The organism is Streptomyces sp. NPDC043878 (assembly GCF_056435735.1).
Genome location: NZ_JBWKDW010000028.1, coordinates 31,202 through 56,087 on the forward strand (window position 1 = coordinate 31,202; position 24,886 = coordinate 56,087).

Sequence of the window (24,886 nt, forward strand, 5' to 3'; positions counted from 1 at the left end):
CCCCCAAGTACCCTGACTTTGCCTGCTTATTAACCGCCGAGACGTTTCAACGCCTCGGGCGCCTCCTCGATTCGGTCAACGAGGGCGATACGGGACTCCATCGCCCGCTCCCGGGCCAGCGCCCGCAGAAGCGGCCACGCGGGCAGCCGTTCCGTCCAGTGCGCGCGGTCGACGAGGACCATCGGCGTCGGCTCGCCGCGCGACTCGTAGTAGTTCGGCGTCGCGTTGTCGAAGATCTCCTGCACGGTGCCGGCGGCGCCCGGCAGGAAGACCACGCCGGCGTTGGAGCGGGCCAGCAGGCCGTCCTCACGCGTGGCGTTGGCGAAGTACTTGGCGATGTCCGAGGCGAAGGCGTTCGGCGGCTCGTGGCCGTAGAACCAGGTGGGGATGCCCACCGAGGAGCCGCCGCCGGGCCAGGCGGCGCGGACGTCGAAGGCGGCGCGCGCCCAGTCGGCGACCGACGGGCGGAACGACGGCGCCTTGGCGAGCAGTTGGAGGGACTCCCGCAGCATGCTCTCCTCGAACGGGGCCGCGTACGCGCCGAGGTTCGCCGCCTCCATCGCGCCCGGACCGCCGCCGGTGGCCACCGTGAAGCCGGAGCGGGCCAGTTCACGCCCCAGCCGGGCGGCGCCCGCGTACTCCTGCGTACCGCGCTCCATCGCGTGGCCGCCCATGACGCCCACCACCCGCGCGCCGGCGAGGAGTTCGTCGAGCGCGTCGGAGACGGCGTCGTCGTGGATCGAGCGGAGCATGGACGCGAAGATGTCGCCGTCCGCCTTGGTCCGCTGGAACCAGGCGTACGCCAGCGCGTCCGGGGTCGCCTCGTACCCCTGGTCGAGGGAGGCGAACAACTCGTCGGGGGAGTACACGAAACCGCGGTACGGATCGAAGGGCAGCCCCGGGACGGGCGGGAAGACCAGGGCGCCGGCGGCTCGGATGCGGGCCGTCGCCTCGGGGTCCATCGGGCAGCCGAGGAAGACGGCGCCCGTGACGTCCACCGTGAGCAGGACGTCCCCACGGCCCGTCAGGTCGACGGCCTGCACGCGGTGGTGGGTGAGCGAGCGGTGCGTGGAGACGACCTCGTCGAACTCGGCGAGGGACTCGATCTCGCGGTCGCGCGAGCCGGCGTGCGGCTCGGCGAGCTGGAAGGGGTGGGCCGGCTGGGCGGGTGTCGGATGCACCCGCCCATGCTAGGGCCGCGACAGGCGACGTCTGCCCGTCAGGGAGCGGCGTCCGGTGCCGGCTCTCGGCGTGCCGGCCGGACGTCCCCGTACCGGACGTACCGGGGCTTTCGGCCGGAGCCGCGAGAGGGCGGTCGCGGCACCGGGCACCGGCGGTCGGTCCGGTGGGTTCAGCCCTGGACCGCCGCCGGGTCCATCCACATGATCTCCCAGGTGTGGCCGTCCGGGTCGTCGAACGCGCGCCCGTACATGAAGCCGTGGTCCTGGGTCTCGCCGGAGGCCGAGCCGCCCGCCGCGATCGCCCGGTCGCACAGCTCGTCGACCTTCTCGCGGCTCTCGGCGCTCAGACACAGCAGGACCTCGCTGGTCCTCGTCGAGTCCGCGATCTCCTTCTTGGTGAAGTCCGCGTAGCGCTGCTTGTTCAGCAGCATCGCGACGATGGTGTCGCTGATCACCACGCTGGCGCTGTTCTCGTCGCTGAACTGCGCGTTGATCGTGTAGCCGAGTTCCGTGAAGAACTTCTTCGAGACGTCGACGTCGTTCACGGCCAGGTTCACGAAGATCATCTGCTGGTACATGGGGGCCTCTCCCGTCGGGTGCGTGCTGTTCGGTGGGGTAGACCGGGGGCCGGCCCGGAACTCATCGCCGTCCGCGCGGCTTCTTCCGCCGGGCCGGTCAGCGGGTCAGCGGAAGCGCCGCGAGCCGGGCGACGGCCAGGGTGAGCGGGACGAACAGCGCGAGCAGGGCGCCGGCCCGCAGGGCGGCGGCGCCGCGCAGCATCGTGGCCGGTGCGCCGAGCCTCAACAGGGCCGACGTGGTGTCGGCGCGGGCGTGCTTGGCCTCGACGGCCGCGGTGAGCAGGGTGGCGACGGCGCAGCCGCTCACGACCAGCGCCCCGAGGGTGCTCAGCGGGCCGAACGACGGGCCCTCGGCCAGCGCGCCCGCCGCGTACGCCGCGGAGGCGACCGCGCAGACGACGCCGAGCGGGCGGCCGATCCGGCCGGCCTCCGCCATCAGCACCCGGCCGGCCAGCAGTCGCAGTGGACCGGGAGCGGCGGCCTGGAGGAGGTGGCCGCACAGATGGGTGAGGCCGGGGCCGGCCAGGGCGAGGCCCAGGGTGGCGAGGATCCAGCCGGCGAGGACGCCGACCGGGCCGGTGGTCAGGCCGCCGGGCAGGCTCAGGCCGGAGCCGCCCGCGGACCGGCCCGCGTACGACTCGACCGCGAGACCGGCGGCGAGGACGGCGATGCCCCAGGGAAGCCCGCCGGGCGCCTCGTGGGGGGCGGCGGGCCCGTCCGCGTCCGGCTCGGTCGTGGCCACGGTGGTGTCCGCGGTCGCGGTGACCGTCGTGTGCGGGGCGCTGTCCGGTCCGGGGTGGGGTGCCGCCCCGGTGGTCCGGGCGCCGGTCGCCGGGCGGGCCCGGAGCCTCGCGCCGAACCTGCCGTACGCCCCGAAGGTCTCCCGCGCCGTCGACTGCCGGTACGCGCCGAACCGGCCGTACCCGCGCGCCGGGACCCGTCGGGCCGTGCCGGGGGCGCTCCCGTCCCGCGCCCCCGACGACCGCGTCTCCCGCGGTCGCAGGGTCATGGCCACCGCCGCCGAGGCGATCACCGGCGCCAGGGCCAGCAGGGTCAGGGCCGCCGGCAGCGGCAGCGGCACGTCGGCGGCCAGGAATCCCGCCGCCGCCCCGTCGAACGGCATCCCCGTCAGGTCGCCGCGCAGGTGCAGGAAGAAGAGGAGGGCCAGCATCGAGCCGAGCGTGCAGGACAGCGCGGTCGTCGTGGCGGAGACGGCCATCAGCCGGGCGGGGCCCAGCCCGATCGCCGACAGCCCGGGGCGCGGCCTGGTGCCCGGGTCGGTGCGGGCGACGGCCACCGCGAGGTACACCGTGGCGGCCAGCGGGGTCAGGCACCAGGCCAGCCGCAGGAGCGCGCCGGCGGTGGCCTCCGGGTGACCCATCGCGTGTCCGAGGGTGCACAGGAACAGGAAGCCGGTGCCCGCCGACGCCGCCGCCACCAGCAGGCGGCGCAGTTGTACGGCGGGACGGGCGCCGCGCGTCAGACGGACAGCGAGCACGAGGCCCGGCCTTCCGTCTCGGCGACCGGCGGCAGGTGCACGGTGTGCACGCGCCGTCCGTCGAGCAGCGACACCGTGCGGTCGGCGAGGGCGGCGGTCTCCGGGTCGTGGGTGGCGAGGACGACCGTGATGCCGTGCGAGCGGGCCGCCGTGGTGAGGGTGCGCAGGACGTGGGCGCGGTCGGCGCGGTGCAGGGGCGCCGTCGGCTCGTCGGCGAACAGGACCGAGGGCGCGGGGGCGAGGGCGCGGGCGATGCAGACGCGCTGCCGCTCCGCCTGGAGGAGTTCGTGCGGGCGCTTGCGGGTGCTGTCACCGATGTCGAGGCGCTCCAGCCACTCCAGGGCGGCCGTCCGGGCGCGGCGCCTGCTGGTGCCGCGCAGCATCAGGGGCAGGGCCGCGTTCTCCCAGACGTTCAGCTCGGGGACCAGTACGGGGGCCGGGTCGATCCAGCCGAAGCGGTCGCGGCGCAGCCGTTCCCGGGTCAGCGGGCCCATCGTGTGCACGGGCACGCTGTTGAACCAGACCTCGCCGCGCTGGACCGGGGTCAGACCGGCCAGGCACTGCAGCAGGGTCGTCTTCCCGCTGCCGCGCGGCCCGTTGACGGCGAGGATCTCGCCCTCGCGGACGCCGAGGGAGACGCCGGTGAGTCCGGGTGATCCGTCCTGGTACCGGAAGTGCAGGGCGCGTGCCCACAGCACGTCGTTGTCGGGCGGGGCCTCCATGTGCGTACACCTCGTTCTGATCCGTTTTTCCCTGCCTTGTCCCCCGTGCGGGGGAACGAAGACAGGGCCGATCGGTCACTCGGCACGCTAGGCAGTGCGCGGGGGGAGGCCGGACAGCACACGGCCCCGGGCGGCCCATTCTCACTCGAATGGGCGGCACCGGGGCCGGTGTTGATCACAGGATCGGAAGGATCCGGGACGCCGGGGGACCCGTGTGGGTGACGGGGACCCGGCGGCGGGCGAAGATCCGAAGATCAGAGCTTCGTCCACGCCTCCGTCAGCGTGGCGCGCAGGATCTGCTCGATCTCGTCGAAGGTCTCCTGGTTGGAGATCAGCGGCGGGGCGAGCTGGACGACCGGGTCGCCGCGGTCGTCGGCACGGCAGTACAGGCCGTTGTCGTAGAGCGCCTTGGAGAGGAAGCCGTACAGGACGCGCTCGGTCTCCTCGTCGTCGAACGACTCCTTGGTGACCTTGTCCTTCACGAGCTCGATGCCGTAGAAGAAGCCGTTGCCGCGGACGTCGCCGACGATCGGCAGGTCGTGCAGCTTCTCCAGGGTGGAGCGGAAGGCGCCCTCGTTGTCGAGCACGTGCTGGTTGAGGCCCTCCCGCTCGAACAGGTCGAGGTTGGCCAGGCCCACGGCCGCCGACACCGGGTGGCCGCCGAAGGTGTAGCCGTGCAGGAAGGTGTTGTCGCCCTTGTAGAACGGCTCGGCCAGGCGGTCGGAGATGATGCAGGCGCCGATCGGGGAGTAGCCCGAGGTCATGCCCTTGGCGCAGGTGATCATGTCCGGCACGTAGTCGAACTTGTCGCAGGCGAACATCGTGCCCAGGCGGCCGAAGGCGCAGATGACCTCGTCGGACACCAGCAGCACGTCGTACTGGTCGCAGATCTCGCGCACCCGCCGGAAGTAGCCGGGCGGCGGCGGGAAGCAGCCGCCGGCGTTCTGGACCGGCTCCAGGAAGACCGCGGCCACGGTGTCGGCGCCCTCCATGAGGATCTGCTGCTCGATCTGGTCGGCGGCCCAGCGGCCGAAGGCCTCCGGGTCGTCGCCGAAGAGCGGGGCGCGGTAGATGTTGGTGTTCGGGACCTTGTGCGCGCCCGGCACCAGCGGCTCGAAGGGCGCCTTGAGGGCCGGCAGACCGGTGATGGACAGGGCGCCCTGCGGAGTGCCGTGGTAGGCGACCGCGCGGGAGATGACCTTGTACTTGGTGGGCTTGCCCTGGAGCTTGAAGTACTGCTTGGCGAGCTTCCAGGCGGTCTCGACCGCCTCACCGCCGCCGGTGGTGAAGAAGACCTTGTTCAGGTCGCCCGGGGCGTGGTCCGCGAGCCGCTCGGCGAGCTCCACGGCCTTCGGGTGGGCGTAGGACCACACGGGGAAGAACGCCAGCTCCTGCGCCTGCTTGAACGCCGCCTCGGCGAGTTCCACGCGGCCGTGGCCGGCCTGGACCACGAACAGTCCGGCGAGACCGTCGAGGTAGCGCTTGCCCTTGTCGTCGTAGATGTAGGTGCCCTCGCCCCGGACGATGGTCGGGACGGGGGAGTTCTCGTACGAGGACATGCGGGTGAAGTGCATCCACAGGTGGTCGTACGCGGTTCGGCTGAGGTCCTTGGAGCTCACGGTTATCGGGTTCCCCACATGTAGGTCTGCTTCTTCAGCTTGAGGTAGACGAAGCTCTCGGTGGAGCGCACTCCGGGCAGGGCCCGGATGCGTTTGTTGATGACGTCCAGGAGGTGGTCGTCGTCCTCGCAGACGACCTCCACCATGAGGTCGAAGGACCCCGCGGTCATCACCACGTACTCGCACTCGGGCATGGCGCTCAGCGCCTCGGCCGCGGACTCCACGTCGCCCTCGACGTGGATGCCGACCATCGCCTGCCGGCGGAAGCCCACGGTGAGCGGGTCCGTCACGGCGACGATCTGCATCACGCCCTGGTCGAGCAGCTTCTGCACGCGCTGGCGCACGGCGGCCTCGGACAGGCCGACGGCCTTGGCGATCGCGGCGTACGGCCGGCGGCCGTCCTGCTGGAGCTGCTCGATGATGGCGAGGGAGACGGAGTCCAGCTGGGGACTGCCGTTCCTGGACTCGCGGGAGTCCCTGGGGTCTGCGCTTCGACTGGCCACGGGCTTCACTGTGCACGACGTCTCGACAGTTCCGCAAGGCCGCACCAATGAAATTCGTTGTTTACGTGACCGAGACCTGCGGATTTCGCAGCGAGGCGCGGAGCGGGGGTGTTGAAAACGTGGGCCTGCCGATTAGGGTGGGTGTCTCAGTGAGTGGACACTCCCCGAGAGTGCCCATGGATCGCACGCACACCCCCAGCAGTAAGAAACCGACAGGAGGCCGGCAGTGAGCACCGAGCTGCGTCGTCTGCGCAACTACATCGACGGTGAGTTCCGGGACGCCGCCGACGGACGGACCACCGAGGTCGTCAACCCCGCCACCGGCGAGGCGTACGCGACCGCCCCGCTGTCCGGGCAGGCGGACGTGGACGCCGCCATGGCGGCCGCCGCCGCCGCCTTCCCGGTCTGGCGCGACAAGACGCCCGCCGAGCGGCAGAGGGCCCTCCTGAAGATCGCGGACGCGTTCGAGGAGCGGGCCGAGGAACTCATCGCGGCCGAGGTGGAGAACACGGGCAAGCCGATCGGCCTGACGCGGGACGAGGAGATCCCGCCGATGATCGACCAGATCCGCTTCTTCGCCGGCGCCGCCCGGATGCTGGAGGGTCGCTCGGCCGGCGAGTACATGGAGGGCCTCACCTCGATCGTCCGCCGTGAGCCGGTCGGCGTCTGCGCCCAGGTCGCGCCGTGGAACTACCCGATGATGATGGCGGTGTGGAAGTTCGCGCCGGCGATCGCGGCCGGCAACACGGTCGTCCTGAAGCCCTCGGACACCACGCCCGCCTCGACCGTCCTGATCGCCGACATCGTCGGCTCCATCCTGCCCAAGGGCGTCTTCAACGTCGTCACCGGCGACCGGGACACCGGCCGCCTCATGGTCGAGCACCCGACCCCGGCGATGGCCTCCATCACCGGCTCGGTGCGCGCGGGCATGTCCGTCGCCGAGTCCGCGTCGAAGGACCTCAAGCGGGTCCACCTGGAGCTGGGCGGCAAGGCGCCGGTCGTCGTCTTCGGGGACCTCGACAGCGCGGCCATCGCCAAGGCCGTCGAGGACATCTCCGTCGCGGGCTTCTTCAACGCCGGCCAGGACTGCACGGCCGCCACCCGCGTCCTGGTCCAGGAGGACATCCACGACGAGTTCGTCGCCGCCCTGGCCAAGGCCGCCGCGAAGGCGAAGACCGGGCAGCCGGACGACGAGGACGTGCTCTTCGGCCCGCTGAACAACCCCAACCAGCTCAAGCAGGTCAGCGGCTTCATCGAGCGGCTGCCCGCCCACGCCAAGGTCGAGGCGGGCGGTCAGCGGGTCGGCGACAAGGGCTACTTCTACGCGGCGACCGTCGTCTCCGGGCTGAAGCAGGACGACGAGATCATCCAGAACGAGGTCTTCGGGCCGGTCATCACCGTGCAGTCCTTCACCGACGAGGAGCAGGCCGTCGAGTGGGCCAACGGCGTCGACTACGCCCTCGCCTCCTCCGTGTGGACCAAGGACCACGGCCGCGCGATGCGCATGTCCAAGAAGCTCGACTTCGGCTGCGTGTGGATCAACACCCACATCCCGCTCGTCGCCGAGATGCCGCACGGCGGCTTCAAGAAGTCCGGCTACGGCAAGGACCTCTCGGGCTACGGCTTCGAGGACTACACGCGGATCAAGCACGTCATGACCTCGCTCGACGCGTAGCGCTCCGCGGGTTTCGCTGCCTGTGGGGGTGCGGGGCGGCTGCCGGTGCGTTGTGGCTGGTCGCGCGGTTCCCCGCGCCCCTGAGGGGTTTGCCTTCGGTTCTCGACAAGGTGTCCGGGCGGGGGCGGTGTGCTCGACGCAGCGTCGATTGTCCGGCGCCCGGCTCCCCGGCAGGCTGCGTCCATGCGCCTGACACGCACCACCTCCTCGCTCACCCGCCGGACCCTGCTGCGCGCGCTGGGAGCGGGTGGGGCGCTCGGCGCTCTCGCCGGCTGCGGGGTGCCCGGCGCGTACGTGGCGCCGGGCGACCGGGCCGGCGCGGACCTCTCCGCCGACGAGAAACGGCTGACCTGGGCCAACTGGCCGCTGTACATCGACACCGACGACGAGGACAGCACCGGCCGGCCCACGCTGGACGCCTTCCGCGAACGCACCGGGATCTCCGTCGACTACGTCGAGGAGATCAACGACAACGACGAGTTCTTCGGCAAGATCAGCCCGGCACTGATGAACCACCAGCAGACCGGCCGGGACCTGATCGTCGTCAGCGACTGGATGTGCGCGCGGTTCGTCCGGCTCGGCTGGGTCCAGGAGATGGACCGGGCCCGTCAGCCGCACGTCACCAAGTACCTGGACCCGCTGCTGGGTTCACCCGCCTTCGACCCGGGCCGCCGCTACACCGTGCCGTGGCAGTCCGGCATCACCGGCATCGCCTACGACCGCCGCAGGCTGGGCCGGGAACTGCGCCAGGTCTCCGACCTGTGGGCGAGCGACCTGAAGGGCCGGGTGACGCTGCTGTCGGGCCTGGACGAGGCGTTCGCGCTGCTCATGCAGGGCAACGGCGTGGACATCACGGCCTGGACGGCGGACGATTTCCACCGGGTCGTCGACCAGGTCGAGAAGTACGTCAGCACCGGCCGGATACGCCGCTTCACCGGCAACGACTACACCAAGGACCTCGTCAGCGGAGACGTGCTGGCCTGCCAGGCGTACTCCGGGGACGTCATCCAGCTCCAGGCCGACAACCCCGACATCCGCTTCGTCGTGCCCGAGGAGGGCGCCGAGCTGTGGTCGGACTCCCTGATGATCCCCGACCGGGCCCGTCACAAGACCAACGCCGAGCGGCTGGTCGACTACTACTACGAGCCCGAGGCCGCCGCGGAACTGGCCGCCTGGGTGAACTACGTCTGCCCCGTCCCGGCCGCCCGTGACGTACTCGCCGCGTCCGGCGACGAGGACACGGCCGCCCTCGCCGAGAACCCGCTGATCTTCCCGGACGACACGATGCGCGGCCGGCTGTCCGTCGCCCGGGACATCACGTCGACGGAACGGGTGGAGTTCGCGAGGCGGTGGAACGCGGTTGTGGGGTTGTAGGCGGTGACGGGGGGCTCGGCGGGGGGCGACGGCCGGGTTCCGGAGCAGGTGCGGGCCGGGCACGGGTGAGGGCGTGGACAGGGGCACTCGGCCGGCCTGTCCACGCCCCCGGTACACGTGGTTACGGTGTGTCCTCCACCGTGCCCGTCAGGGTGGGACGGCCGGGGAGGGGGTTGGCGTTGTCGTCGGTCAGGGCGAGGCGCACCGACTCGGTCGGCTCCGTCAGGTGGTCCTTCACCGTCGGCACCACGAAGTCGGCGGTGGTGGCGCCGGCCGGGACGCCGGTCCACACCCACAGGTTCGCCCGGGAGAGCGGGCGCTCCGGGTCGGGGACGTCACCGGCGTAGTCCATCAGCCACTGCGGGTCCACGTCCTTGGTGGACAGTTCGGCGCCCTCGGTGACCGGAACGACCCGGATCGGCTGCCAGATCTCCACGTCGGCGGGTTCGGGGAGGGAGAGCCGCCAGGTCAGCGTCCCGCCCTCGGTCACCCGGTCCGTGACCGGCGTGAGGGTGACCTCGGGCACGGGGTCGTCGTTCAGCGCGGTGACCCCGCCCACGTACGAGCCGACCACGGCGCCGCGCACTGCCTTGGCGACGAGGTCCTGCTGCTTGTCGTAGCCGAAGCGGGTGTCGCCCTTCACCACCACGGGCACGTCGATCGGGGTGCTGCCCGGCCGGACCGTGACCAGCTTGTCCTCGGCCCGACCGGTGTCCGGGTCGAGGACGGAGAAGCGGACCCTGCCGGTGCCGTGACCGGAGACACGGACCGGGACATGGTAGGTGCGGGTGCCGGAGTCACCCTCCTGGACACTGAGCCGGCCGATGTCGACGCGCGGCAGCGCCACCGGTTTCACCGCCGGGGTGCCGGGGGCCCAGCCCCAGGCGTCCATCAGCCAGGCCCGCCCGGACCGTGAACGCGCGGTCAGGTCGAGGGACTTGACGTGCCTCAGGTCGAGGTGGGCGCGGGTGGCCGCGGTCAGCGGGACGCGCACCTCACGCGCCCAGTAGGAGGCGGTGCGCCCGGTGCCGGGCAGTCCGTCGACCCGGACCCGGCCGAGCTTCGCCCGGCGTCCCGAGGAGTCGGTGACGGCCACGTCCAGCTTGGTGCCGGTCGTGTTCGGCGGCACGAAGACGCGCAGCGTCAGGCTCCGGGCGCCGGAGAGGGACACCGGTGCGGCGGGGCGGACCGTGGTCACCGTGCCGGGCGCGGACCACTTCAGCGCGACCGCGCGGCGGCCCGCCTCCTTCTCGGTCGCCCACGACGCGAAGTGCGGCGAGGAGCCCTTGGTGTCGGGGGCGAGGCAGGCCACCGCCGGGTCGGGGTCGACCGCCGAGCACAGCCTGCCGCCGCTCACCTTCACCCCCGGGGTGTCGGGCAGGAGGCCGCCCGTGCGGCGGGCGCCCACCGCGTGGGTGAGCACGCGGGCCGGGTCGGCCGAGGGCGCGCGCCGGCCCGTGCCGTCGAGCAGCGGGCGCACCCGGTCGTCGCCGGCGACGAACAGCCGGGCGGCGGCGGCGATGTAGGTGGCGCCGGCCCGGTGCTGCTGGTCGGCCGTCAGCCGGGTGCGGGCGCCCGGGGAGCACAACCGGTCCCGCGGACTGCCCGGTTCCTCGTAGAAGTCGTCGGAGGAGGGCGCCTGGGACTTGCCCGGCGTCCACTCGGTGTTGAAGAAGTTGTGGTCGGCGCCGACGACGTAGACGGAGCTGTGCAGGGCGGTGCCCCGGCTGACCCCGCGGGTCCCGTCGGTGTACACCTCGCCCTGGAGGTCGGAGACGTCACCGTCGCAGCCGGGGAGGATCGTCGTGGACGGCACGTCGGCGACCGGATTCTGGCCGAAGATCGTCGGTCCGATGAGAACGGTCCCGCGGATCTTCCACCGGACCGGGCCCCGGTATCCGTCCTGCGCGGCGGGCGGCGGGTAAAGGCTGTCCATGGCCGCCCTGTTGACGCCCTCGCCGCCGCGGGAGTGGCCGACGAGCAGGACGCGGGACAGGTCGGCCGCGGCCGCGTCGGGTACGCCCGCGGGGGCGGTGCGCGGGTGGGTGGCCCAGCGGGCCCAGGTGGCGAGGTGCTGCCGCACCAGGGAGGAGCGCGCCTGCGCGCCGGCGTCCTCGGCCTCCCCGTCCTGGCCGTTGACGCCGTTCGCCGAGATCGACACCGTCACATAGCCCTGGGAGGCCAGCAGTTCCTGGTCCTCCAGGTAGCCCTTGTAGCTCGGGATCGGCCGGGTGCCGGGCGCGCAGGGCCAGTCGATGGTCACGTCGTCCTCGGTGCCGCCCGGCTTGAAGCACGTGGCGTGACGGCCGTGCAGGAACAGCGCGAGCGGCCGCTTGCCGGTGGCGCCCTTCGGGGCCACGACGACGGCCCGCATCTCGACCGGCTGGGCGAAGCCCGGCAACTTCACGGAGTCGAGGGTGTATTCGCCGGTGGCCGTGCGGTACGCGCCGGGCCTGCCCGGGTCCACGGGGTTCGCCGGCAGCCGGGCCGGCGGCGTCACGGCCACCGCCGAGTTGTTCGGCTTCCGGCCGGCGGCGTCGGCGGACGCGTCCAACCGGCGTCCGGCGGCGAGGACTTGGAGGTCCTTGAGCGGGGTGGCGTCGGTCAGGGCGAGCCGGAAGGTGCGGCCGTCCCCGGCGGCCTTCGGCACACCGAGCAGCCGTCCGTCCGCGTGGAACTCGACGCGGGCGTCACCCGCGGGCACGCGCCGGTCGGAGCGCCAGACCAGTTCACGCGTCACGCCCTTGCCGGTGACGCGCCAGCCCGGCGGCAGTGGACTGTCCGCGTCCACCGCCAACGCCCCTACATGGGGCGGCTGTTGGGCCTGGGCCAGCCCTGGTGAGCCCGCCAGGGCCGCGAGCACGGCCACGGCGGTGACACCTATGCGCCGGGTGTGGTTCAAAGGGTCCCCTCCTCACGTTTCGAGCGCGGGCGCCGCGTCGGTCCCGGGAGCCCCTCGCGCCCCGGAGGAAGCGAAACGGGCCCTGTGGGTTGCCTGTGCCGGGAAATGTGCCCGGGCGGGACAGGAATCGAGTCACCCGCGCGTGCCCGTGCGGGCGCCGGGAGAAAGCCGCCGGCGCGAACCGCGCGCGTAGGAAGCGAGCCGCGCGTGAACCGGCCGCGGGCCGAGCGCGAAGAGGGCGCGGGCCGAGCGCGAGGTGAGCGTGAAGAGGGCGCGGGCCGAGCGTGAACTGGACGAGGGTCGCGCGTGAACCGGACGCCTGCCGAGCGCGAGCCGGACACGAACCGAGCGCGAGCCGGACACGAAGCCGGCTCGAACCGGAGGGTGCCGAACTCCCCGCTCCCGCGCGGCCGTCGACATCCCCTCGCGTACTTTGCCTTCTCTTTACAACCTGCCGGGCCGCTGCCTCGTCTCTCCGCTCGATCCCCAGCCCGACCCGCCCGTCCACCGGGTGGGCGGACCGACGAAAGAGAGCGATCCATGCGCCGAACTGTTCTGAGCGCCCTGGCACTCGCGGCCACCGCCGTACTGGCCGGCACCGTGCCCGCGTTCGCCGACGGGGCGAGCCCGGCCGCCACCACCAGGCCGAGCGCCGCGCCGACCCAGGCGGCCACCCCGGCGGCGAGCGCCGCGCCCACCCGCGCCGCCACGCCCGCCCCGAGCGCCGAGCCCACCCGGATGGCCACCCCGGCCCCGGCCCAGGTGTCCGTCGTACCGAGCACGGCGCCCAACACCGGTGTGGCGCCGACGTCGCAGGGGTCCGGAACACCGGCCGCGGCGGTCGGCGGCGGCGCGGCCGCGGCGCTCGCCGTCGGTGGCGCGGCCGTCCTCGTCGTACGGCGCCGGCGGGCGACCGGGGAATGACCTCCCTCTCCAGGCGCGCCTTCGTCACCGCGGCGACGGCCTCGCTGCTCGCGGGCTGCGCCGGCCACGAGAGCGGCCGTCCCGCGACCGCGCGCCCCACCCGCACGCCGGCACCCTCCCGGTCCGCCGGGAAGGCCGCGCCGCGGACCCTCGCCCGCTCGGTGCCGGTCGGGCTGCGCATCCCGGCCATCGGGGTCGACACCCCGGTCATGCGGCTGGGGCTGGCCGCCGACGGCAGCATGCAGGTGCCCCCGGTCGAGGCCCACGACCGGGCCGGCTGGTACCGGCACTCGCCGACGCCGGGTCAGGTCGGCCCGTCGGTGATCCTCGGCCATGTCACGGTCGGCGCCTACGGTGACGGGGTCTTCCGCCGCCTGGCGGAGCTGCGCCGGGGCGACCGTGTCGTGGCGCGCCTGGAGAACGGCAGCCGTGCGGAGTTCGCCGTCACCTCCGTCCGCACGGTGGCCAAGGCGGACTTCCCGACCGACGAGGTCTACGGCGACGTGGACCGTCCGGAGCTGCGGCTCATCACGTGCGGCGGCCCCCGCAGCGGGGCCGGATACCTCGACAACGTGATCGTGTTCGCCGCGCCGGCGTCCGCGAGCCCCTGACCCGACGGCACACGGTTCCCGGGCCGGCGGAACGTACGCCGCCGGCCCGGGCTCCTCCTCCGTGAGCGCCCACCGGCGCCCACGAGTCGCCCACGACCATGGAGAGCGTTGAAACGGTCCCGCGAGAAGGCAGCGTCCGAACTGTTCGCCGCCCTCTACCCGCGCCTCGCCGGCTGGTGCCGCCGCCTGGTCGACGACGACGAGACGGCCCACGAGATCGCCTCGGAGGCGTTCACCCGGCTCTGGGCCCGCTGGACCGCCGTGGCGGAGCCCCGAGGGTTCCTCTACGTCACCGCGGCGAACCTCGTCCGCGACCACTGGCGCAAGCTGGAGCGCGAGCGCCGGGCCGTGCACCGCGCCACCCACGAGGCCGCCGTACGCCCGCCGGCCGAACCCGCCGATCCGTCGGTACGTCTGCTGGTGCAGTCGCTGCCGGAACGGCTGCGCGTGCCGATCCTGCTGCACTACTACGCTGACATGCCGATCCGGGAGGTGTCCGCGCTGACCGGGCGCAAGGAAGGAACCGTCAAGGCCGACCTCCACGCGGCCCGCGAACTGCTCCGCGCCCACCTGAGGAGAAGTCTTGATCACACAGTCTGACGACGGTCCGGACTTCGACCCCGACGACCCGCTCGCCGTCATTCTGCGGCCCGCCTCCGGCTACCTCGGCCCGCCGGCCGGCCGTTACGAGGCGATCCGCCGCGGCGCCGCCCGCCGCCGGCTGGTCCGTGCCGCGGCCGGGGCCGGCGTGGTGTGCGCGGTCGCCGCGTGTGTCGTGCTGCCGCTGCGGCTCACGACGTCCGGGACCCCCGCCTCTCCGGTGGTGCCGCTCGCCCCGCCGCCCGCGAGCACACCCTCGGCGCCGTCCGGCGGCCGCGCCGCGACGACCGCGCCGGCCGTTCCGGTCCCGGACCCGCGGAGCGCGTCCGCCGGTCCCGCCGCGACGACCGCCCGGCCGACCTCCCTCCGCACGCCCACGCCGGAGGTCCCGGTGTCGGTGGAGCCGTCGACCGCACCGACCCCCGCCTCTCCCGCCCCGTCCACGGCACGCCAGGAGGCCGGCGTCCCGTCCGCCGGCGGCAGCCGGCCCTGAGACCCGCGACCGCGAGGTGCCGGCCCCCACCGGGTGCCGGCACCTCGTCGCGTGGGGGAGTCAGGAGGAGTTGGCGCTCGACGGTCCGAAGAACTCGATCTCGGCGATGGACACCTGCTTGCTCGGCGAGGCCCGGTGGGCGGACTCGATGACGAAGCGGACCTTGGTGACCGTGCCGACCCGGAAGGCGCGCAGCTGGCCGCCGGCCCCCTGGTCGAGGACGATCTTCCGCGTGATGGTCTTCCCCTTGTCCGTGGTGATGACGGCCTGGAGCCGGTGTGGAAGGGCCGCCTTCGAGTTCTGGTCGGCGCGGGAGGAGACGCCCGGCGTGATGATCAGGTCGAGCAGCCGGGTCGGCTCGTCGAAGCGGGCCTCGATCCACTGGCCCTTGCCCGACTCGGACACCCCCGGCCCCCACCAGGTGTTGCTGATCTGGTCGAAGGCCAGGTCGGGCTTGTGGCCCGGATAGGAACGGGACGCGCTGACGCTGTCCGGGGCCACCCAGGCGCGTTTGGCGAAGTGGTCGCGGGTCGCCTGGATCCCCTTCGGGATGTTGAACGCCAGCACGATCAACAGGGTCAGGACGACCGCCCCCGCCAGCCAGGACAGGACCCGGTCGAAGGTACGGCGCAGGCGGGGGCGATCGCCCGCCCACGGGACCTCCCGGTTGCGGAAGCCGAGCCGGCGCCACCACGGCAGACGACCGCCCGGCCTGGGCCCGTCGCCGGTCATGGGCATCGCGCACCGGGCGCAGAAGTGCCGCTCGGGCCGGTTGCGGGTGGAGCACCACGGGCAGGGGATGCCGCCGTCCGCGCCGAGTTCCTCACCCGGGGCCCTGACGACCTGCGGGCGCGCGGCGGCCGGGCGGCCGGGCAGGACCGGCGCGACGGAGGGGGCGGCGGCGGGGCGGGGCTCCGGGTCGTCGACCGGGACGAGCAGGCGGCGGGCCCGGTCGGCCATGTCGTCGCCGCCCGCCGCCGGTCGGGCGGGCCTCGGGGCACCAGTGGTGCGCAGGGGCTCGGTCTCGGCGGTCTCGTCCACGGCCGGGGTGGCGGTGGCCGTGGGGGGCGCGTCGGGGTGGGCGCCGGGCGTCGGGGTGGTGGTGGCGGGGGGCGCGTCGGGTGCGACGGTCTGCGTGCGGACCCAGGAGGGCGTGTTGCCCGGGGCGGGGCGGGCCGAGTCCGTCTGCGCCGGTGCGGTGTCGTCGGCATCGTCGGCGGGGGCGGGCGGGGCGGCGGGGGTGGCTGCGGCCGTGGCGGGCTCCGCCGTGGCCGTCCTCGCGCCCAGCAGCTCGCGCTGGGTGCGGGCCAGTCCCGCACCTCCGTCGGACCGTGCGAAGGCGTCCCACCCGGGACCGTCGCCGGCCGAGGGGGCGGAGGGGCCCGAGGGGGCCGAACTGCCGGAAGCAGCAAGGGAGTCCACCGTGGCGGGGGCCGGGCGGGGGGCAGGGGAGGAACCGTCCGGCCCCTCCCCGCCGCTGTCCGCCGCCCCGTCGCCGGCCGGCGCGGCGGAGGAACCGCCCGCACCGCCCGCGCCATCGGACGCACCGCTCGCGCCATCGGAGGAACCGCCCGCTCCGGACGCACCGCCGGACGCCCCGCTCGCCCCCCGGGCGTTCGCCCGGTCCGTCCAGCTGAGGACGGCCCCGCAGGCGTCGCAGAACGACTGGCCAGGCTCCGCGCGGGTGCCGCAGTCGGCGCAGTTCTGGGTGGTCGTCATCTCTCCGGGGTCCTTTCGGCGGGTTCGCCGGCGGTCACCTGGACCGTGTACGGCATATGGGCTGGGCGCGCGGCGGCCACGAGGCTGTCCAGGCGGTGGTGGTCCGCGCGGGTCGGCTCGGGCAGCCGCAGGTGTACGTGCAGACGGGGGCGCGGTTCGCCGGGGACCGGGCCGAGCGGGCGGGCGCTCCAGTCGGCCGCACCGCTCTCGGTGATCTCGGGTTCCACGCCGAACGCGAGCCGGACCGCCTCGGCGAGGCCGCGCCGCGTGCCGCGGATGCGGTGCAGATGCGCGGCGGCGGCCACGGCGGCGCGCAGCAGCGGTTCGGGTTCGGTGCCGTCGGTCTCGGCGCCGACCCAACTGCCCAGCCACTGGGTGAAGTCGAGCGGGGCGAGGGACGGCCGGAAGTAGGTGTCGAGGCAGTCGAGCACGCTGTGGATGGGCGCGACCACCTCGTCGAGCCCGGCGACGAACCGCATGGCGAGGTCGTCGTCGGCGAACACGGCGGGCAGCATCATGCCGATCGGCGCGGACGAGCCGAGGCCGTCGATGGAGCCCCTCATCCGGGGCTCCCGGGCCGGAGGACGCTGGTCATCAGGCGCCCTCCCCGATCACGCGCACACGGTGGTCGAAGGAGAACACCAGGGACGGCGGCGACAGGTCGATGCGGTCGGTCGCCTCGCCGCGTTTGCCGGTCAGCGGGTCGGCGGGGTGCAGGACGACCTCGTCGACGAGTTCCACGCCGGGGACACGTTGCAGCACCGCGAACACCTCGCCCGCCTGCACGGGCCGCCCGAACGGCCAGCCCCTGCCGTCCGCGCCGCCGGTGAGCGGGTCGAGGTGCCGGTAGAGGGCGTCGTGGGCCTGCCGGCGCACCCGGTCGGTGTCGACGCCCCGGAAGGCGTGCACGGAGGCCACCACGGTGACGCCCTGGTAGTACGGCGGCCCCACCGCGAGCCGGGTGCCGATCAGCCGGCGTTCGTCGAGGTGGCGGGTGATGCGGTCCAACAGGGCGTCGCCGGGCACCAGTTGCTCGAAGCGCAGCCGGCCGCCGGGGTCCGGGACCGCCTGCGGCACCACCAGCACCCGTACCGCGTAGGCCCCGTGCTCACCCTCCTCGCCCTCCAGGCAGGTGATCCGCGCGGTCTCGGGGGCGGCCCGGCGGGCCAGCTCCTCGTAGTCGCGCAGCGTCACCGCCCGCTCCTGGGCGCGCAGGGTGATCGGGGCGCGGACCTTCGCCTCCTGCACGGTCTCGCCCTCCACACCGCCGCGCGCCGCCTCCCGGTTGACGACCTCGGAGACGTACGGGATGGAGGTCCGCAGGATCTGCACGGCGCCGCGCGCCACGTTGCCCGCGCGGCCCCCGCCGGTGCGGTAGCGGCGGGCGCGGACCGGGGAGCCCTTGGGGGCGACCATGCCGTACTGGCGCAGCGAGCCGTCGGGTTCGCGCACGGCCGGGCCGAAGGCGATCTCGCCGGTCGTCGCGTCGAGCGTGATGTGCCGGTCCTCCGGTCCCGAGGCCGAGAAGTGCGGGACGACCTCCCAGTCCGTCCAGCCGTCGTGCTCGGCGGTCTGCAGCAGCACCGGCGGGGTGTCGCCGACCACGGGAGCGTGTTCCAGCCGCAGCCGCTGCCCCGGCAGCCCGGTGGACTCGCCGAGCGCCTCGTCGTACACCGTCTCGGCGTGCACGGCCGTCGTGGTGCCGCCGATCGTGAACGCCTCGGCGGCCTGGATGGTGGGCGAGGTGGTGTAGAAGGGCTGGCCGGGCAGGGGTTCGGTGACCCGGCAGCGCAACCAGGCGGCCTGGTGGCCGGCGTTGCGGGACAGGACGTGTCCGCCGGGGACGTGCAGCACGATCTCGCCGGGGCGGTTGAGGCCGCCGGTGCCGTCCCGGTCCACCTCGCAGGGCTGCCAGCCGTCCGCGGTCCACGCCTCCCACACCAGCGGCGGCTGCCGCGGGTCGACGCCGACGCCGTCCACCCGGCTGTCCAGGTCCAGGGCGAGCGCGCAGTGCGGCACGGCGGCGCTCAGGCCGAGCAGCATGCAGTCGCCGGGCGAGGGCGACTCCGCGAAGCACAGCAGGTCCTTGTCGTCCTCGGCGAGGTCGTGCGTCCGGTCGACCACCGGCCGGCCCTGCTCCTGCACCAGCAGATGGCGCAGCTCACTGGACACGACGTTCAGGTCGCGCTCGGTGGCGAAGACGACCGCCTCCTCGCCCTCGGTGCGCAGGGTGGCGACCTCGGTGCCGACCGGCACCGCCACGGTCTCCTCCTGCGGCGACGACAGCCAGAACGTCACGTCGGTGCGGGCGGCGGACGGCGGGAACAGGGTGATCCCGACCAGGTCGAGGAACGCCAGATGGTTCTTCTCCGGCACCCGGTTGAGCCGGTACACGATCTGGTCGGCCATGTGCGCGACCGTCTCGACAAGGGTGACGCCGGGGTCGGAGACGTTGTGGTCGGTCCACTCCGGGGCGCGCTGCTGGATGTAGCGCTTGGCGTCGTCGACGAACTGCTGGAAGCGGCGGTCGTCGAGGTTCGGTGAGGGCAGGGCCATCAGCGGTCACTTTCGGGGGAGTTGCCCGCGCCGGAGCTGTCCGGCTCGTCGTGGGACGGAATGACGTAGAACGGGAAGACGAGGCTGCGCGGGTTGTTGGTGCCGCGGATCGAGTACCGGACGTCGATGAAGAGGACGCTCTGGTCGTCACCGGTGCTGACCTCGACGTCGTCGACCTCGATGCGGGGCTCCCAGCGGTCCAGGCTGACGTACACCTCGTGCTGGATGCGGCCCGCGGTCTGCTCGTTGACCGGCGCGAACACCAGGTCGTGGATCGCGCAGCCGAAGTCGGGGCGCATGGGGCGTTCGCCCGGCGCCGTCGACAGCACCAGCCGGATCGCCTCCTCGACCTCCCGCTCCCCGCTGACCAGGGCGATACCGCCGGTCGGCCCGATGCGCAGCGGGAACGACCAGCCGGACCCGACGAACTGCTCGGCCATCAGTGAGCCACCCGCCTTCCCGAACCTCTGACGTGTCTGACATGGCTGAAGCTTCCGGAGAACCCGTTCACGGCAGCGGATACGGCTTGGCGTTGACCAGCACGGCACCCTGGAGTGTGAGGGTGACGGCCCGGATGCCCACGTTGGCGATGGAGTTGACCTGTACGGCGCCGCCCGCGGTGAGCGTCGCGGCACCCACCGCCTTCAGGCTCAGGGCGCCCATCGCGTCGAGCATCACCCCACCGGTGAGGGACTTGACGTTGACCATGCCGCGGCCCTGGATGTTGACGAGTCCGCCGCTCTTGATGGTCACGTTGCGCCGGGCGCTGAGCGTGAGGTCCGTGCCCGCCTCCACCGACACGGACGTGCCGCCCTTGATCGTGACCTTGCCCGCGCTGTCCACCGTGATCTCGGTCTTGGTGCGGTCCAGGTTGATGGTCAGCTTGTCGTTGCCGGTGCGCAGCCGTACGCCCTGCTTGCGGGCGCCGGTCTGCTGGCTGAGCAGGTCCATGCGGTTGCCCTTGCGGTCGGACACCGTGTGCCGGGTGGCCTGTTTCTTCAGCCCGTCGTGCAGCGGCACGTCACTGACCACGGTCGGCTTGTCCCGGCCGTTGTAGAGCCCGCCGATGACGAACGGATGGTCCAGCGCGCCCCGGTCGAACGCCACGAGGACCTCGTCGCCGACGTCCATCGGGAAGATCCCGCCCCCGCCCTTGCCGCCCATCTGCACGGTCCGCGTCCAGTCGCTGACGTAGGCGTCGTCCAGCCACGGGAACTGGAGCTTCACCCGGCCCTGCCGCAGCGGATCCTGTACGTCTGTCACCAGCGCGTTGGCCACGCTGGGCAGCCGGGGCGAGGTCCCCGCGCCGCCGGAGGCGAGCCCGTACAGCGAACGCCACTGGCGTCCGCTGACGGTCACCCACGCCTCGTAGTGCTTGCCGTCACCGAAGACGTGCCGCACCGACGTGACCGTGTACTTGCCCTCGAAGGGCGGGCCGACGTCCGCGAGCGCCACCGGAACTCCCGGGCGCAGCTTGGGGTTTCCGCGGGCGATGACCTCCAGCTCGGCGAACGAGGACGTGACGTCGTCGGCGAGGGCGGCGGCTCCGAAGGCCACCTCCTTCTGCTTGTCGTACGGCGTGCCCGTCTCGACCAGCTTGGCCGCCTTGAACTTGCCGGCCGCCGCGCCGGGCGTGGTGCCGATGGTGATGCCCGGGTTGGAGTCGCCCGGGCTGGTCGCGGTGATCTTCTTCTTCGTCGTGACGTCCCAGCCCCGCGCCTCGACCTTCGCGACCTGGTCGGCGGCGGTGACGGCGGACCGCAGCCGCAGGATGTCGTGGCCGGCCTGGAGCACGAAGGGGCTCTTGTCTCCCTCGGTCTTCGGCGAGGGGGCCCCGGACGACGGTTTCGGCTCCACGAACTGGAACTTGCCGTCGGCGTCGACGGACATGACCATCTCGTTCTCGTCGGCGAGCCGCGCGAGGAAGTCCCAGTCGGTGACGTTGGACTGGCTGATGAAGTCGTACACCGTCTTCGTCGACTGGATCCGCCCGACCGGCACCCCGTCCTGGGCGGCCAGCTTGCGCGCGATGTCGGCCGCGCTCTGGTTGCGGTACGCGGCCACCCGGCGCTGGCGCAGCAGCCGGTGCCCGTAGTCGTAGCCGCGGATGACGGTGAAGGTGCCGGTGCCGTCGTAGTCGGCCTCCAGGCCGGTGACCTCGCCGGTCAGCAGGGGGTCCCCGGCGCCCTGGCCGTCGGCCATCGGGGTGAGGACGACCTTCGTGCCGAAGGTGACGTTCAGCTTGCCGAGGATCAGCCGGTAGGGGTCGCGGAAGGTGAGCCGGAACGCGGCGGGCACACCGGCGCCCTGGTCGACCCAGCTCTCGACCAGGCCGCGGGCGTATTCGGACGGCAGGTCGGCGCCGCCGATCTTCACCCCGATGACGTTGGAGAACGCGTACCGGGGCATCAGCCGCGCACCTCGTCGGCGGCGGGCAGCACCAGTTCCACGCCGTTGCGCAACTGCCCCGGGTCGTCGATGCCGTTGGCGTTCGCGATGGAGCGCCACGCGCTCGCGTCGCCGTACTCACGCCAGGCCAGCGACTGGAGCGAGTCCCCCGCCACCACCCGGTGCACGCGCTGCGCGGTCAGCGCTCCCGACGTCGGGTTCTGCCCCTTGGTCTTGCTGGGGATCTCGTGCAGCTGCAGCCGGCAGGTCGCGCGGATGGGGACACCGGTGGTGCCGAACAGCGAGTAGGCGGCCTCCACGGCACTGACGTACGCCGTGAAGCGGGCCGTCGAGAACGACCCCCACTGGAAGACCACCCAGGGCGGCGACGGCTGCTTGGCGGCGATGCTCTTGGTGGTCACCTCGCAGCAGTCGAGCAGCGACTCCACCTTCTTCAACACCGTGTTGCTGGTCGGCTTGTCGGAGGAGTCGAGGAAGATCTCCACGCTCATCTCGCGCGGCTCCGCACCCATGAACTCCGGGAGCGAACCGTCGCGTTCGATCTGCGCGGGGGTGGACTTCCACTGCGCGCGGCGGGTCAGCGACAGCTGGGAGGGGTTGAAGTCGAAGCTGAAGGTCTTGATGATCCCGCCCGGCGTGGTGCTGCCCCCGACGGGGGGCTCGTGGATCGCGAGGGTGGCGCGGACCAGACTCTTGCCCGCGCCCTTGCTGCCTGTCGCCATGTCTGTCGCCCCCTCAGTCCGTGAACCCGTGGTGGGCGATCTCGAGGACCTCCGTCGCGACGGCCGGGTTGGCCGGGTCCAGGCTCGGTCCCGTCCAGCTGACCGGCAGCACCTCGAGCAGCCCCCACCGCGCGACCTCCGACCCGTCCGCGCGGAGCGCCGAGATCTGCGCGGTCGGCCGCTTGATCCCGGTCTGCACAGACGAGATCCACTTGGCGACCTTGGTGGTGTCCGGGGTCAGCGGACGGGTCAGCCGGATCGTGGAGAAGGTGACACGGGTCGGCAGCTGCCACACGAAGCCGTTGTTGCCGCCCTCCTGGCGGTGCTCGACCTCCACCTGCGACGACAGCCCTTCACAGCCGTTGAAGTAGCCGAGGCTCTCGCCGTCGATGCTGAGGGTGAACCAGATGGTGGAGCCCGGGTCCTGGCGGGGCATCGCGGGTGGGCCTTTCTGTCGTTCGTGCCGGTCGTTCGTGCCGGTGGGGCGGTGTGAGCCGGGGGCCGGTCAGTGGCGGGGGTCGCGGAGCTTGCCGATCCGTTCACGGTCCATGCGCAGTTCGGTGCGGATCAGCCGGGTGATACGGCCGATGATCCGGTGCACCAGTTCGTCGAGCTGGAAGTCGGTGAGCTCACGCGGGTCGAACCCACCGGCCGGGACCGCCGTGTACTCCGGTGGCGGTGGCGTCGGCGCGTGCGCGGACGACGACGTGCGCGCCGGGGGCGAGTACGGGGGCGGCGCCTGCTGGGACGTGCTGCCGTGAGGCGTGTACGGCGGTGGCGGGTCGGCCCGGTGTCCGCGCGCGGGCGGGTGCGGCACCAGGGGCAGCGTGCTGTGCACGGTGGCCGCGGCGGCGGCCGCGAGGGCACCCGTGGCCGAGGACCTGACGGGGGGCCTGTGCGGAGCCTTTACCTGGTTCTTGCTCCGGTTCCACAGACGCTGCACGACGGGCGCCGGAGCGCCGGCCGAGCCGGGGACGGCGGGAGGCGCCGACACGGGAAGCGAGGGGCGGGTGAGCGGAGCCACGGGGAGGGGAGCGCTGCCGGTGCTGGTGGTGGACGCGCTGGTGGTGAAGGTGGGGGGCGCCGGGTGACGCAGGGGTACGGCCCTGGTGGGGGCCGTCAGGCGTTGAACGGCCGGAGTGACGAGGGGCGTTGAGGCGGGCTGGGGCTGGGGCTGGGGCAACGGCTGGGGTATGGCCGGGGTGGGCGGCGCGGGTGCGGGTGCGGGGGCGGCGGCGAGGGGGGCCGTCGGCTGTCCCGGTGCCCCGGCAGGCGGTGTCGCAGAACCGGACGGGGCCGCCTGGAGAGGGGCCGCGCCGGCGGGTGAGCTGCTCAGGGGGGCGCCCAGGGGAGAGCGACGGCGCCCGGGCACGGAGGGTGCCGTGGCGGAGGTCCGCTGGACGACCGGTGACGTGGTGGGCGGCGGCGCGGGGTGGGACACGTCCGCCGAACGCGGCTGCGGCGACGCCGAGTTGACCGGCAGCGGTGGGACCGGCCGGGCCGGCCGGGCCGGCGGGTTCGCGGGGGTGACCGGCTGCGAGGAGATCGGGGCGCCGAGGCCCAGACGCGGAGGGCGACCGGAGGCGCTGCGCTGCACGGGAGGGGTCACGCCGTAGGAGCGGGCGGCCGGCGCCGCGAGGGCCTGGGGGTCGCTCGGTGCGGTGGCCGGGGGCGTGATGTCCCCGGCGGGCCGTGCGGGTGCGGCGGCCGACGGGGTGGATCCGGCCGTCGGGCGCGGAGAGCCGGAGGGGGCCGCGCCGGTCACTGGCTGGTGCGCGGTCGCCGCGGAGCTCTCGGGACCGACAGCCGCGCGCTGTACGGCCGTCGTGGCCGGACGAGTTGCGGGAGAGCCGGCGCTCGGGGTGTGCCCGGGCCGCGCGGTGGGCGTGGGCGGGGTGCCCGCGGGGCTCGGCGAGACCGCAGCCCGCTGTACCGCACCGGCTGCGGGACGGGCACCGGCGGAGGGCACGGTGGTGGATCCGGGTGCCGTGCCGGCCTGGCCGGCGGGTGCCACCGGGGGGCTCTCGGGACGGCTGGGTGCGGGTGCGGGTGCCTGCGCGGGTGTGGAGGAGGGGGTACGGCCGCTGTCGTCCGACGCGGACACCGGGCGGCGCTGGACGGGGGGCGTTCCGGCACCGGAAGCGGTGGCCGCCTGGTGCGGGGTGACGGCAGGAGCGGGAGGAGGCGGGGTCGCCGCCGGGCCGCTCGCTCCACCGCCGGACGGCGAGGGCTGCGGCAGGCGGGAGCCGGAGGCGGCCCGGCGCTGGACGGTGGGCTGAGATTCGCCCGCGCCCGCGTCGGTGCCGGAGGTCGTCGCGCGTACGGCGGCGGGAGGTGTGGGGGCTGCCGGGCCGGTGGTGGAGTCCGGTCGGCGCTGGACCGGGGGCTGCCCGGCTTCCGAACCGGTGCCGGTCGTGCGCGGGACCGCGGGGGGCGCCGGGGGCGTGGAGGCTGCCGGAGCGGCGGGGGAGCCGGTAGCCGGCTGGCGCTGGACGGTGGGCCGGGACCCGCCGCCGGCACCGGCCGGACGCGGGGCCGCGGGGGCTACCGGCACGGACCCGGAGTCGGCCGCCGACCGGCGCTGGACGGGTGGCAGGGCCCCACCGGAGCCGGAGCCGGAGCCGGAGCCGGAGCCGGAGCCGGAGCCGGTCGTGCGGGGGGCCACAGGAGCCGTGGCGGCTGCCGAACCCGAGTCGGACACGGGCCGCCGCTGGACGGCGGGCGTCGATCCACCGGAGCCGGCGGCCGTCTCACGAGGAGCAGGAGCAGGAGCAGACGTAGACGCAGACGTCGAAGCGGG

23 protein-coding genes are annotated in these 24,886 nt (G+C 73.6%); 8 read left to right on the forward strand and 15 right to left on the reverse strand.

From position 1 onward, the window contains the following. Positions 1-29: 29 nt before the first annotated feature. The 6 genes from AC07AZ_RS31230 to AC07AZ_RS31255 all read right to left on the reverse strand — a co-directional run bounded on the left by AC07AZ_RS31230 (position 30) and on the right by AC07AZ_RS31255 (position 6,101). Positions 30-1,181, reverse strand: a complete 1,152-nt coding sequence (locus AC07AZ_RS31230) for an LOG family protein (protein ID WP_478853668.1) — start codon at positions 1,179-1,181, stop codon at positions 30-32. A 170-nt stretch (positions 1,182-1,351) separates the two neighbouring features. Then, complete coding sequence (locus AC07AZ_RS31235) at positions 1,352-1,759, reverse strand: VOC family protein (protein WP_478853670.1); 408 nt, start codon at positions 1,757-1,759, stop codon at positions 1,352-1,354. Positions 1,760-1,856: 97 nt separating this feature from the next. Further along, positions 1,857-3,257 (reverse strand): hypothetical protein, encoded by a 1,401-nt coding sequence (locus tag AC07AZ_RS31240; RefSeq protein ID WP_478853672.1) that lies wholly within the window; start codon positions 3,255-3,257, stop codon positions 1,857-1,859. Continuing rightward, entirely contained in the window at positions 3,239-3,979 is a 741-nt protein-coding gene (locus AC07AZ_RS31245; protein WP_478853674.1) for an ABC transporter ATP-binding protein, read from the reverse strand. The genes AC07AZ_RS31240 and AC07AZ_RS31245 overlap by 19 nt, the downstream gene beginning before the upstream one ends. A gap of 254 nt (positions 3,980-4,233) precedes the next feature. After that, complete coding sequence (locus tag AC07AZ_RS31250) at positions 4,234-5,616, reverse strand: aspartate aminotransferase family protein (RefSeq protein WP_478853676.1); 1,383 nt, start codon at positions 5,614-5,616, stop codon at positions 4,234-4,236. Continuing rightward, positions 5,601-6,101 carry an Lrp/AsnC family transcriptional regulator gene (locus AC07AZ_RS31255; RefSeq protein WP_478853678.1) on the reverse strand — a complete coding sequence of 167 codons (501 nt, stop codon included), beginning with the start codon at positions 6,099-6,101 and terminating at the stop codon, positions 5,601-5,603. Before AC07AZ_RS31255 ends, AC07AZ_RS31250 begins: the two co-directional genes overlap by 16 nt. A 226-nt stretch (positions 6,102-6,327) precedes the next feature. On the opposite strand from AC07AZ_RS31255, the gene AC07AZ_RS31260 reads away from it, so the two are divergent. Beyond that, a complete protein-coding gene (locus AC07AZ_RS31260; RefSeq protein ID WP_478853680.1) occupies positions 6,328-7,776 on the forward strand; it encodes a gamma-aminobutyraldehyde dehydrogenase in 1,449 nt (482 codons plus the stop codon). Between the two features lie 183 nt (positions 7,777-7,959). After that, complete coding sequence (locus AC07AZ_RS31265) at positions 7,960-9,150, forward strand: polyamine ABC transporter substrate-binding protein (RefSeq protein ID WP_478853682.1); 1,191 nt, start codon at positions 7,960-7,962, stop codon at positions 9,148-9,150. Positions 9,151-9,271: 121 nt separating this feature from the next. On the opposite strand, the gene AC07AZ_RS31270 is transcribed toward AC07AZ_RS31265, so the two are convergent. Next, the gene (locus AC07AZ_RS31270; protein WP_478853684.1) at positions 9,272-12,052 is read right to left on the reverse strand and encodes an alpha/beta hydrolase family protein; all 2,781 of its coding nucleotides are present in this window, start codon (positions 12,050-12,052) and stop codon (positions 9,272-9,274) included. Between the two features lie 540 nt (positions 12,053-12,592). Between AC07AZ_RS31270 and AC07AZ_RS31275 the strand changes: the two genes are divergently transcribed. The 4 genes from AC07AZ_RS31275 to AC07AZ_RS31290 all read left to right on the forward strand — a co-directional run bounded on the left by AC07AZ_RS31275 (position 12,593) and on the right by AC07AZ_RS31290 (position 14,680). Beyond that, positions 12,593-12,976, forward strand: coding sequence for a sortase-dependent protein (locus AC07AZ_RS31275; protein ID WP_478853686.1), 384 nt, complete (start codon positions 12,593-12,595; stop codon positions 12,974-12,976). Then, positions 12,973-13,587, forward strand: a complete 615-nt coding sequence (locus tag AC07AZ_RS31280) for a class F sortase (RefSeq protein ID WP_478853688.1) — start codon at positions 12,973-12,975, stop codon at positions 13,585-13,587. Before AC07AZ_RS31275 ends, AC07AZ_RS31280 begins: the two co-directional genes overlap by 4 nt. A gap of 108 nt (positions 13,588-13,695) precedes the next feature. Beyond that, a complete protein-coding gene (locus AC07AZ_RS31285; protein ID WP_356034911.1) occupies positions 13,696-14,187 on the forward strand; it encodes an RNA polymerase sigma factor in 492 nt (163 codons plus the stop codon). Next, entirely contained in the window at positions 14,171-14,680 is a 510-nt protein-coding gene (locus AC07AZ_RS31290) for a hypothetical protein (RefSeq protein ID WP_478853690.1), read from the forward strand. Before AC07AZ_RS31285 ends, AC07AZ_RS31290 begins: the two co-directional genes overlap by 17 nt. A gap of 60 nt (positions 14,681-14,740) precedes the next feature. On the opposite strand, the gene AC07AZ_RS31295 is transcribed toward AC07AZ_RS31290, so the two are convergent. The 8 genes from AC07AZ_RS31295 to AC07AZ_RS31330 all read right to left on the reverse strand — a co-directional run bounded on the left by AC07AZ_RS31295 (position 14,741) and on the right by AC07AZ_RS31330 (position 22,903). After that, positions 14,741-16,399: an NADase-type glycan-binding domain-containing protein gene (locus AC07AZ_RS31295; protein WP_478853692.1), complete on the reverse strand. Its 1,659-nt coding sequence runs from the start codon at positions 16,397-16,399 to the stop codon at positions 14,741-14,743. Continuing rightward, a complete protein-coding gene (locus AC07AZ_RS31300; protein WP_478853694.1) occupies positions 16,396-16,962 on the reverse strand; it encodes a phage tail protein in 567 nt (188 codons plus the stop codon). Before AC07AZ_RS31300 ends, AC07AZ_RS31295 begins: the two co-directional genes overlap by 4 nt. Before the next feature lie 31 nt (positions 16,963-16,993). After that, positions 16,994-18,955, reverse strand: a complete 1,962-nt coding sequence (locus AC07AZ_RS31305; RefSeq protein ID WP_478853696.1) for a putative baseplate assembly protein — start codon at positions 18,953-18,955, stop codon at positions 16,994-16,996. Beyond that, a complete protein-coding gene (locus AC07AZ_RS31310) occupies positions 18,955-19,395 on the reverse strand; it encodes a GPW/gp25 family protein (RefSeq protein WP_478853698.1) in 441 nt (146 codons plus the stop codon). The genes AC07AZ_RS31305 and AC07AZ_RS31310 overlap by 1 nt, the downstream gene beginning before the upstream one ends. Positions 19,396-19,462: 67 nt before the next feature. After that, entirely contained in the window at positions 19,463-21,364 is a 1,902-nt protein-coding gene (locus tag AC07AZ_RS31315; protein WP_478853700.1) for a VgrG-related protein, read from the reverse strand. Continuing rightward, positions 21,364-22,086 (reverse strand): CIS tube protein, encoded by a 723-nt coding sequence (locus AC07AZ_RS31320; RefSeq protein WP_478853702.1) that lies wholly within the window; start codon positions 22,084-22,086, stop codon positions 21,364-21,366. Before AC07AZ_RS31320 ends, AC07AZ_RS31315 begins: the two co-directional genes overlap by 1 nt. Before the next feature lie 13 nt (positions 22,087-22,099). Next, complete coding sequence (locus AC07AZ_RS31325) at positions 22,100-22,522, reverse strand: phage tail protein (protein WP_478853704.1); 423 nt, start codon at positions 22,520-22,522, stop codon at positions 22,100-22,102. A gap of 69 nt (positions 22,523-22,591) precedes the next feature. Next, positions 22,592-22,903 (reverse strand): hypothetical protein, encoded by a 312-nt coding sequence (locus AC07AZ_RS31330; protein WP_478853706.1) that lies wholly within the window; start codon positions 22,901-22,903, stop codon positions 22,592-22,594. 565 nt (positions 22,904-23,468) lie between these two features. Here AC07AZ_RS31330 and AC07AZ_RS31335 point away from each other — a divergent pair. Continuing rightward, positions 23,469-23,702 (forward strand): hypothetical protein, encoded by a 234-nt coding sequence (locus tag AC07AZ_RS31335; RefSeq protein ID WP_478853708.1) that lies wholly within the window; start codon positions 23,469-23,471, stop codon positions 23,700-23,702. 354 nt (positions 23,703-24,056) lie between these two features. Continuing rightward, positions 24,057-24,365 carry a hypothetical protein gene (locus tag AC07AZ_RS31340; RefSeq protein ID WP_478853710.1) on the forward strand — a complete coding sequence of 103 codons (309 nt, stop codon included), beginning with the start codon at positions 24,057-24,059 and terminating at the stop codon, positions 24,363-24,365. The last annotated feature ends 521 nt before the right edge of the window (positions 24,366-24,886 follow it).

What these genes read in the sequence shown, in the direction of transcription:
- AC07AZ_RS31325 (WP_478853704.1), bottom strand. Translation starts at nt 22,522, where the DNA reads ATGCCCCGCCAGGACCCGGGCTCCACCATCTGGTTCACCCTCAGCATC.
- AC07AZ_RS31305 (WP_478853696.1), bottom strand. Translation starts at nt 18,955, where the DNA reads ATGGCCCTGCCCTCACCGAACCTCGACGACCGCCGCTTCCAGCAGTTC.
- AC07AZ_RS31280 (WP_478853688.1), top strand. Translation starts at nt 12,973, where the DNA reads ATGACCTCCCTCTCCAGGCGCGCCTTCGTCACCGCGGCGACGGCCTCG.
- AC07AZ_RS31310 (WP_478853698.1), bottom strand. Translation starts at nt 19,395, where the DNA reads ATGGCCGAGCAGTTCGTCGGGTCCGGCTGGTCGTTCCCGCTGCGCATC.
- AC07AZ_RS31320 (WP_478853702.1), bottom strand. Translation starts at nt 22,086, where the DNA reads ATGGCGACAGGCAGCAAGGGCGCGGGCAAGAGTCTGGTCCGCGCCACC.
- AC07AZ_RS31315 (WP_478853700.1), bottom strand. Translation starts at nt 21,364, where the DNA reads ATGCCCCGGTACGCGTTCTCCAACGTCATCGGGGTGAAGATCGGCGGC.
- AC07AZ_RS31245 (WP_478853674.1), bottom strand. Translation starts at nt 3,979, where the DNA reads ATGGAGGCCCCGCCCGACAACGACGTGCTGTGGGCACGCGCCCTGCAC.
- AC07AZ_RS31265 (WP_478853682.1), top strand. Translation starts at nt 7,960, where the DNA reads ATGCGCCTGACACGCACCACCTCCTCGCTCACCCGCCGGACCCTGCTG.
- AC07AZ_RS31300 (WP_478853694.1), bottom strand. Translation starts at nt 16,962, where the DNA reads ATGAGGGGCTCCATCGACGGCCTCGGCTCGTCCGCGCCGATCGGCATG.
- AC07AZ_RS31295 (WP_478853692.1), bottom strand. Translation starts at nt 16,399, where the DNA reads ATGACGACCACCCAGAACTGCGCCGACTGCGGCACCCGCGCGGAGCCT.
- AC07AZ_RS31275 (WP_478853686.1), top strand. Translation starts at nt 12,593, where the DNA reads ATGCGCCGAACTGTTCTGAGCGCCCTGGCACTCGCGGCCACCGCCGTA.
- AC07AZ_RS31235 (WP_478853670.1), bottom strand. Translation starts at nt 1,759, where the DNA reads ATGTACCAGCAGATGATCTTCGTGAACCTGGCCGTGAACGACGTCGAC.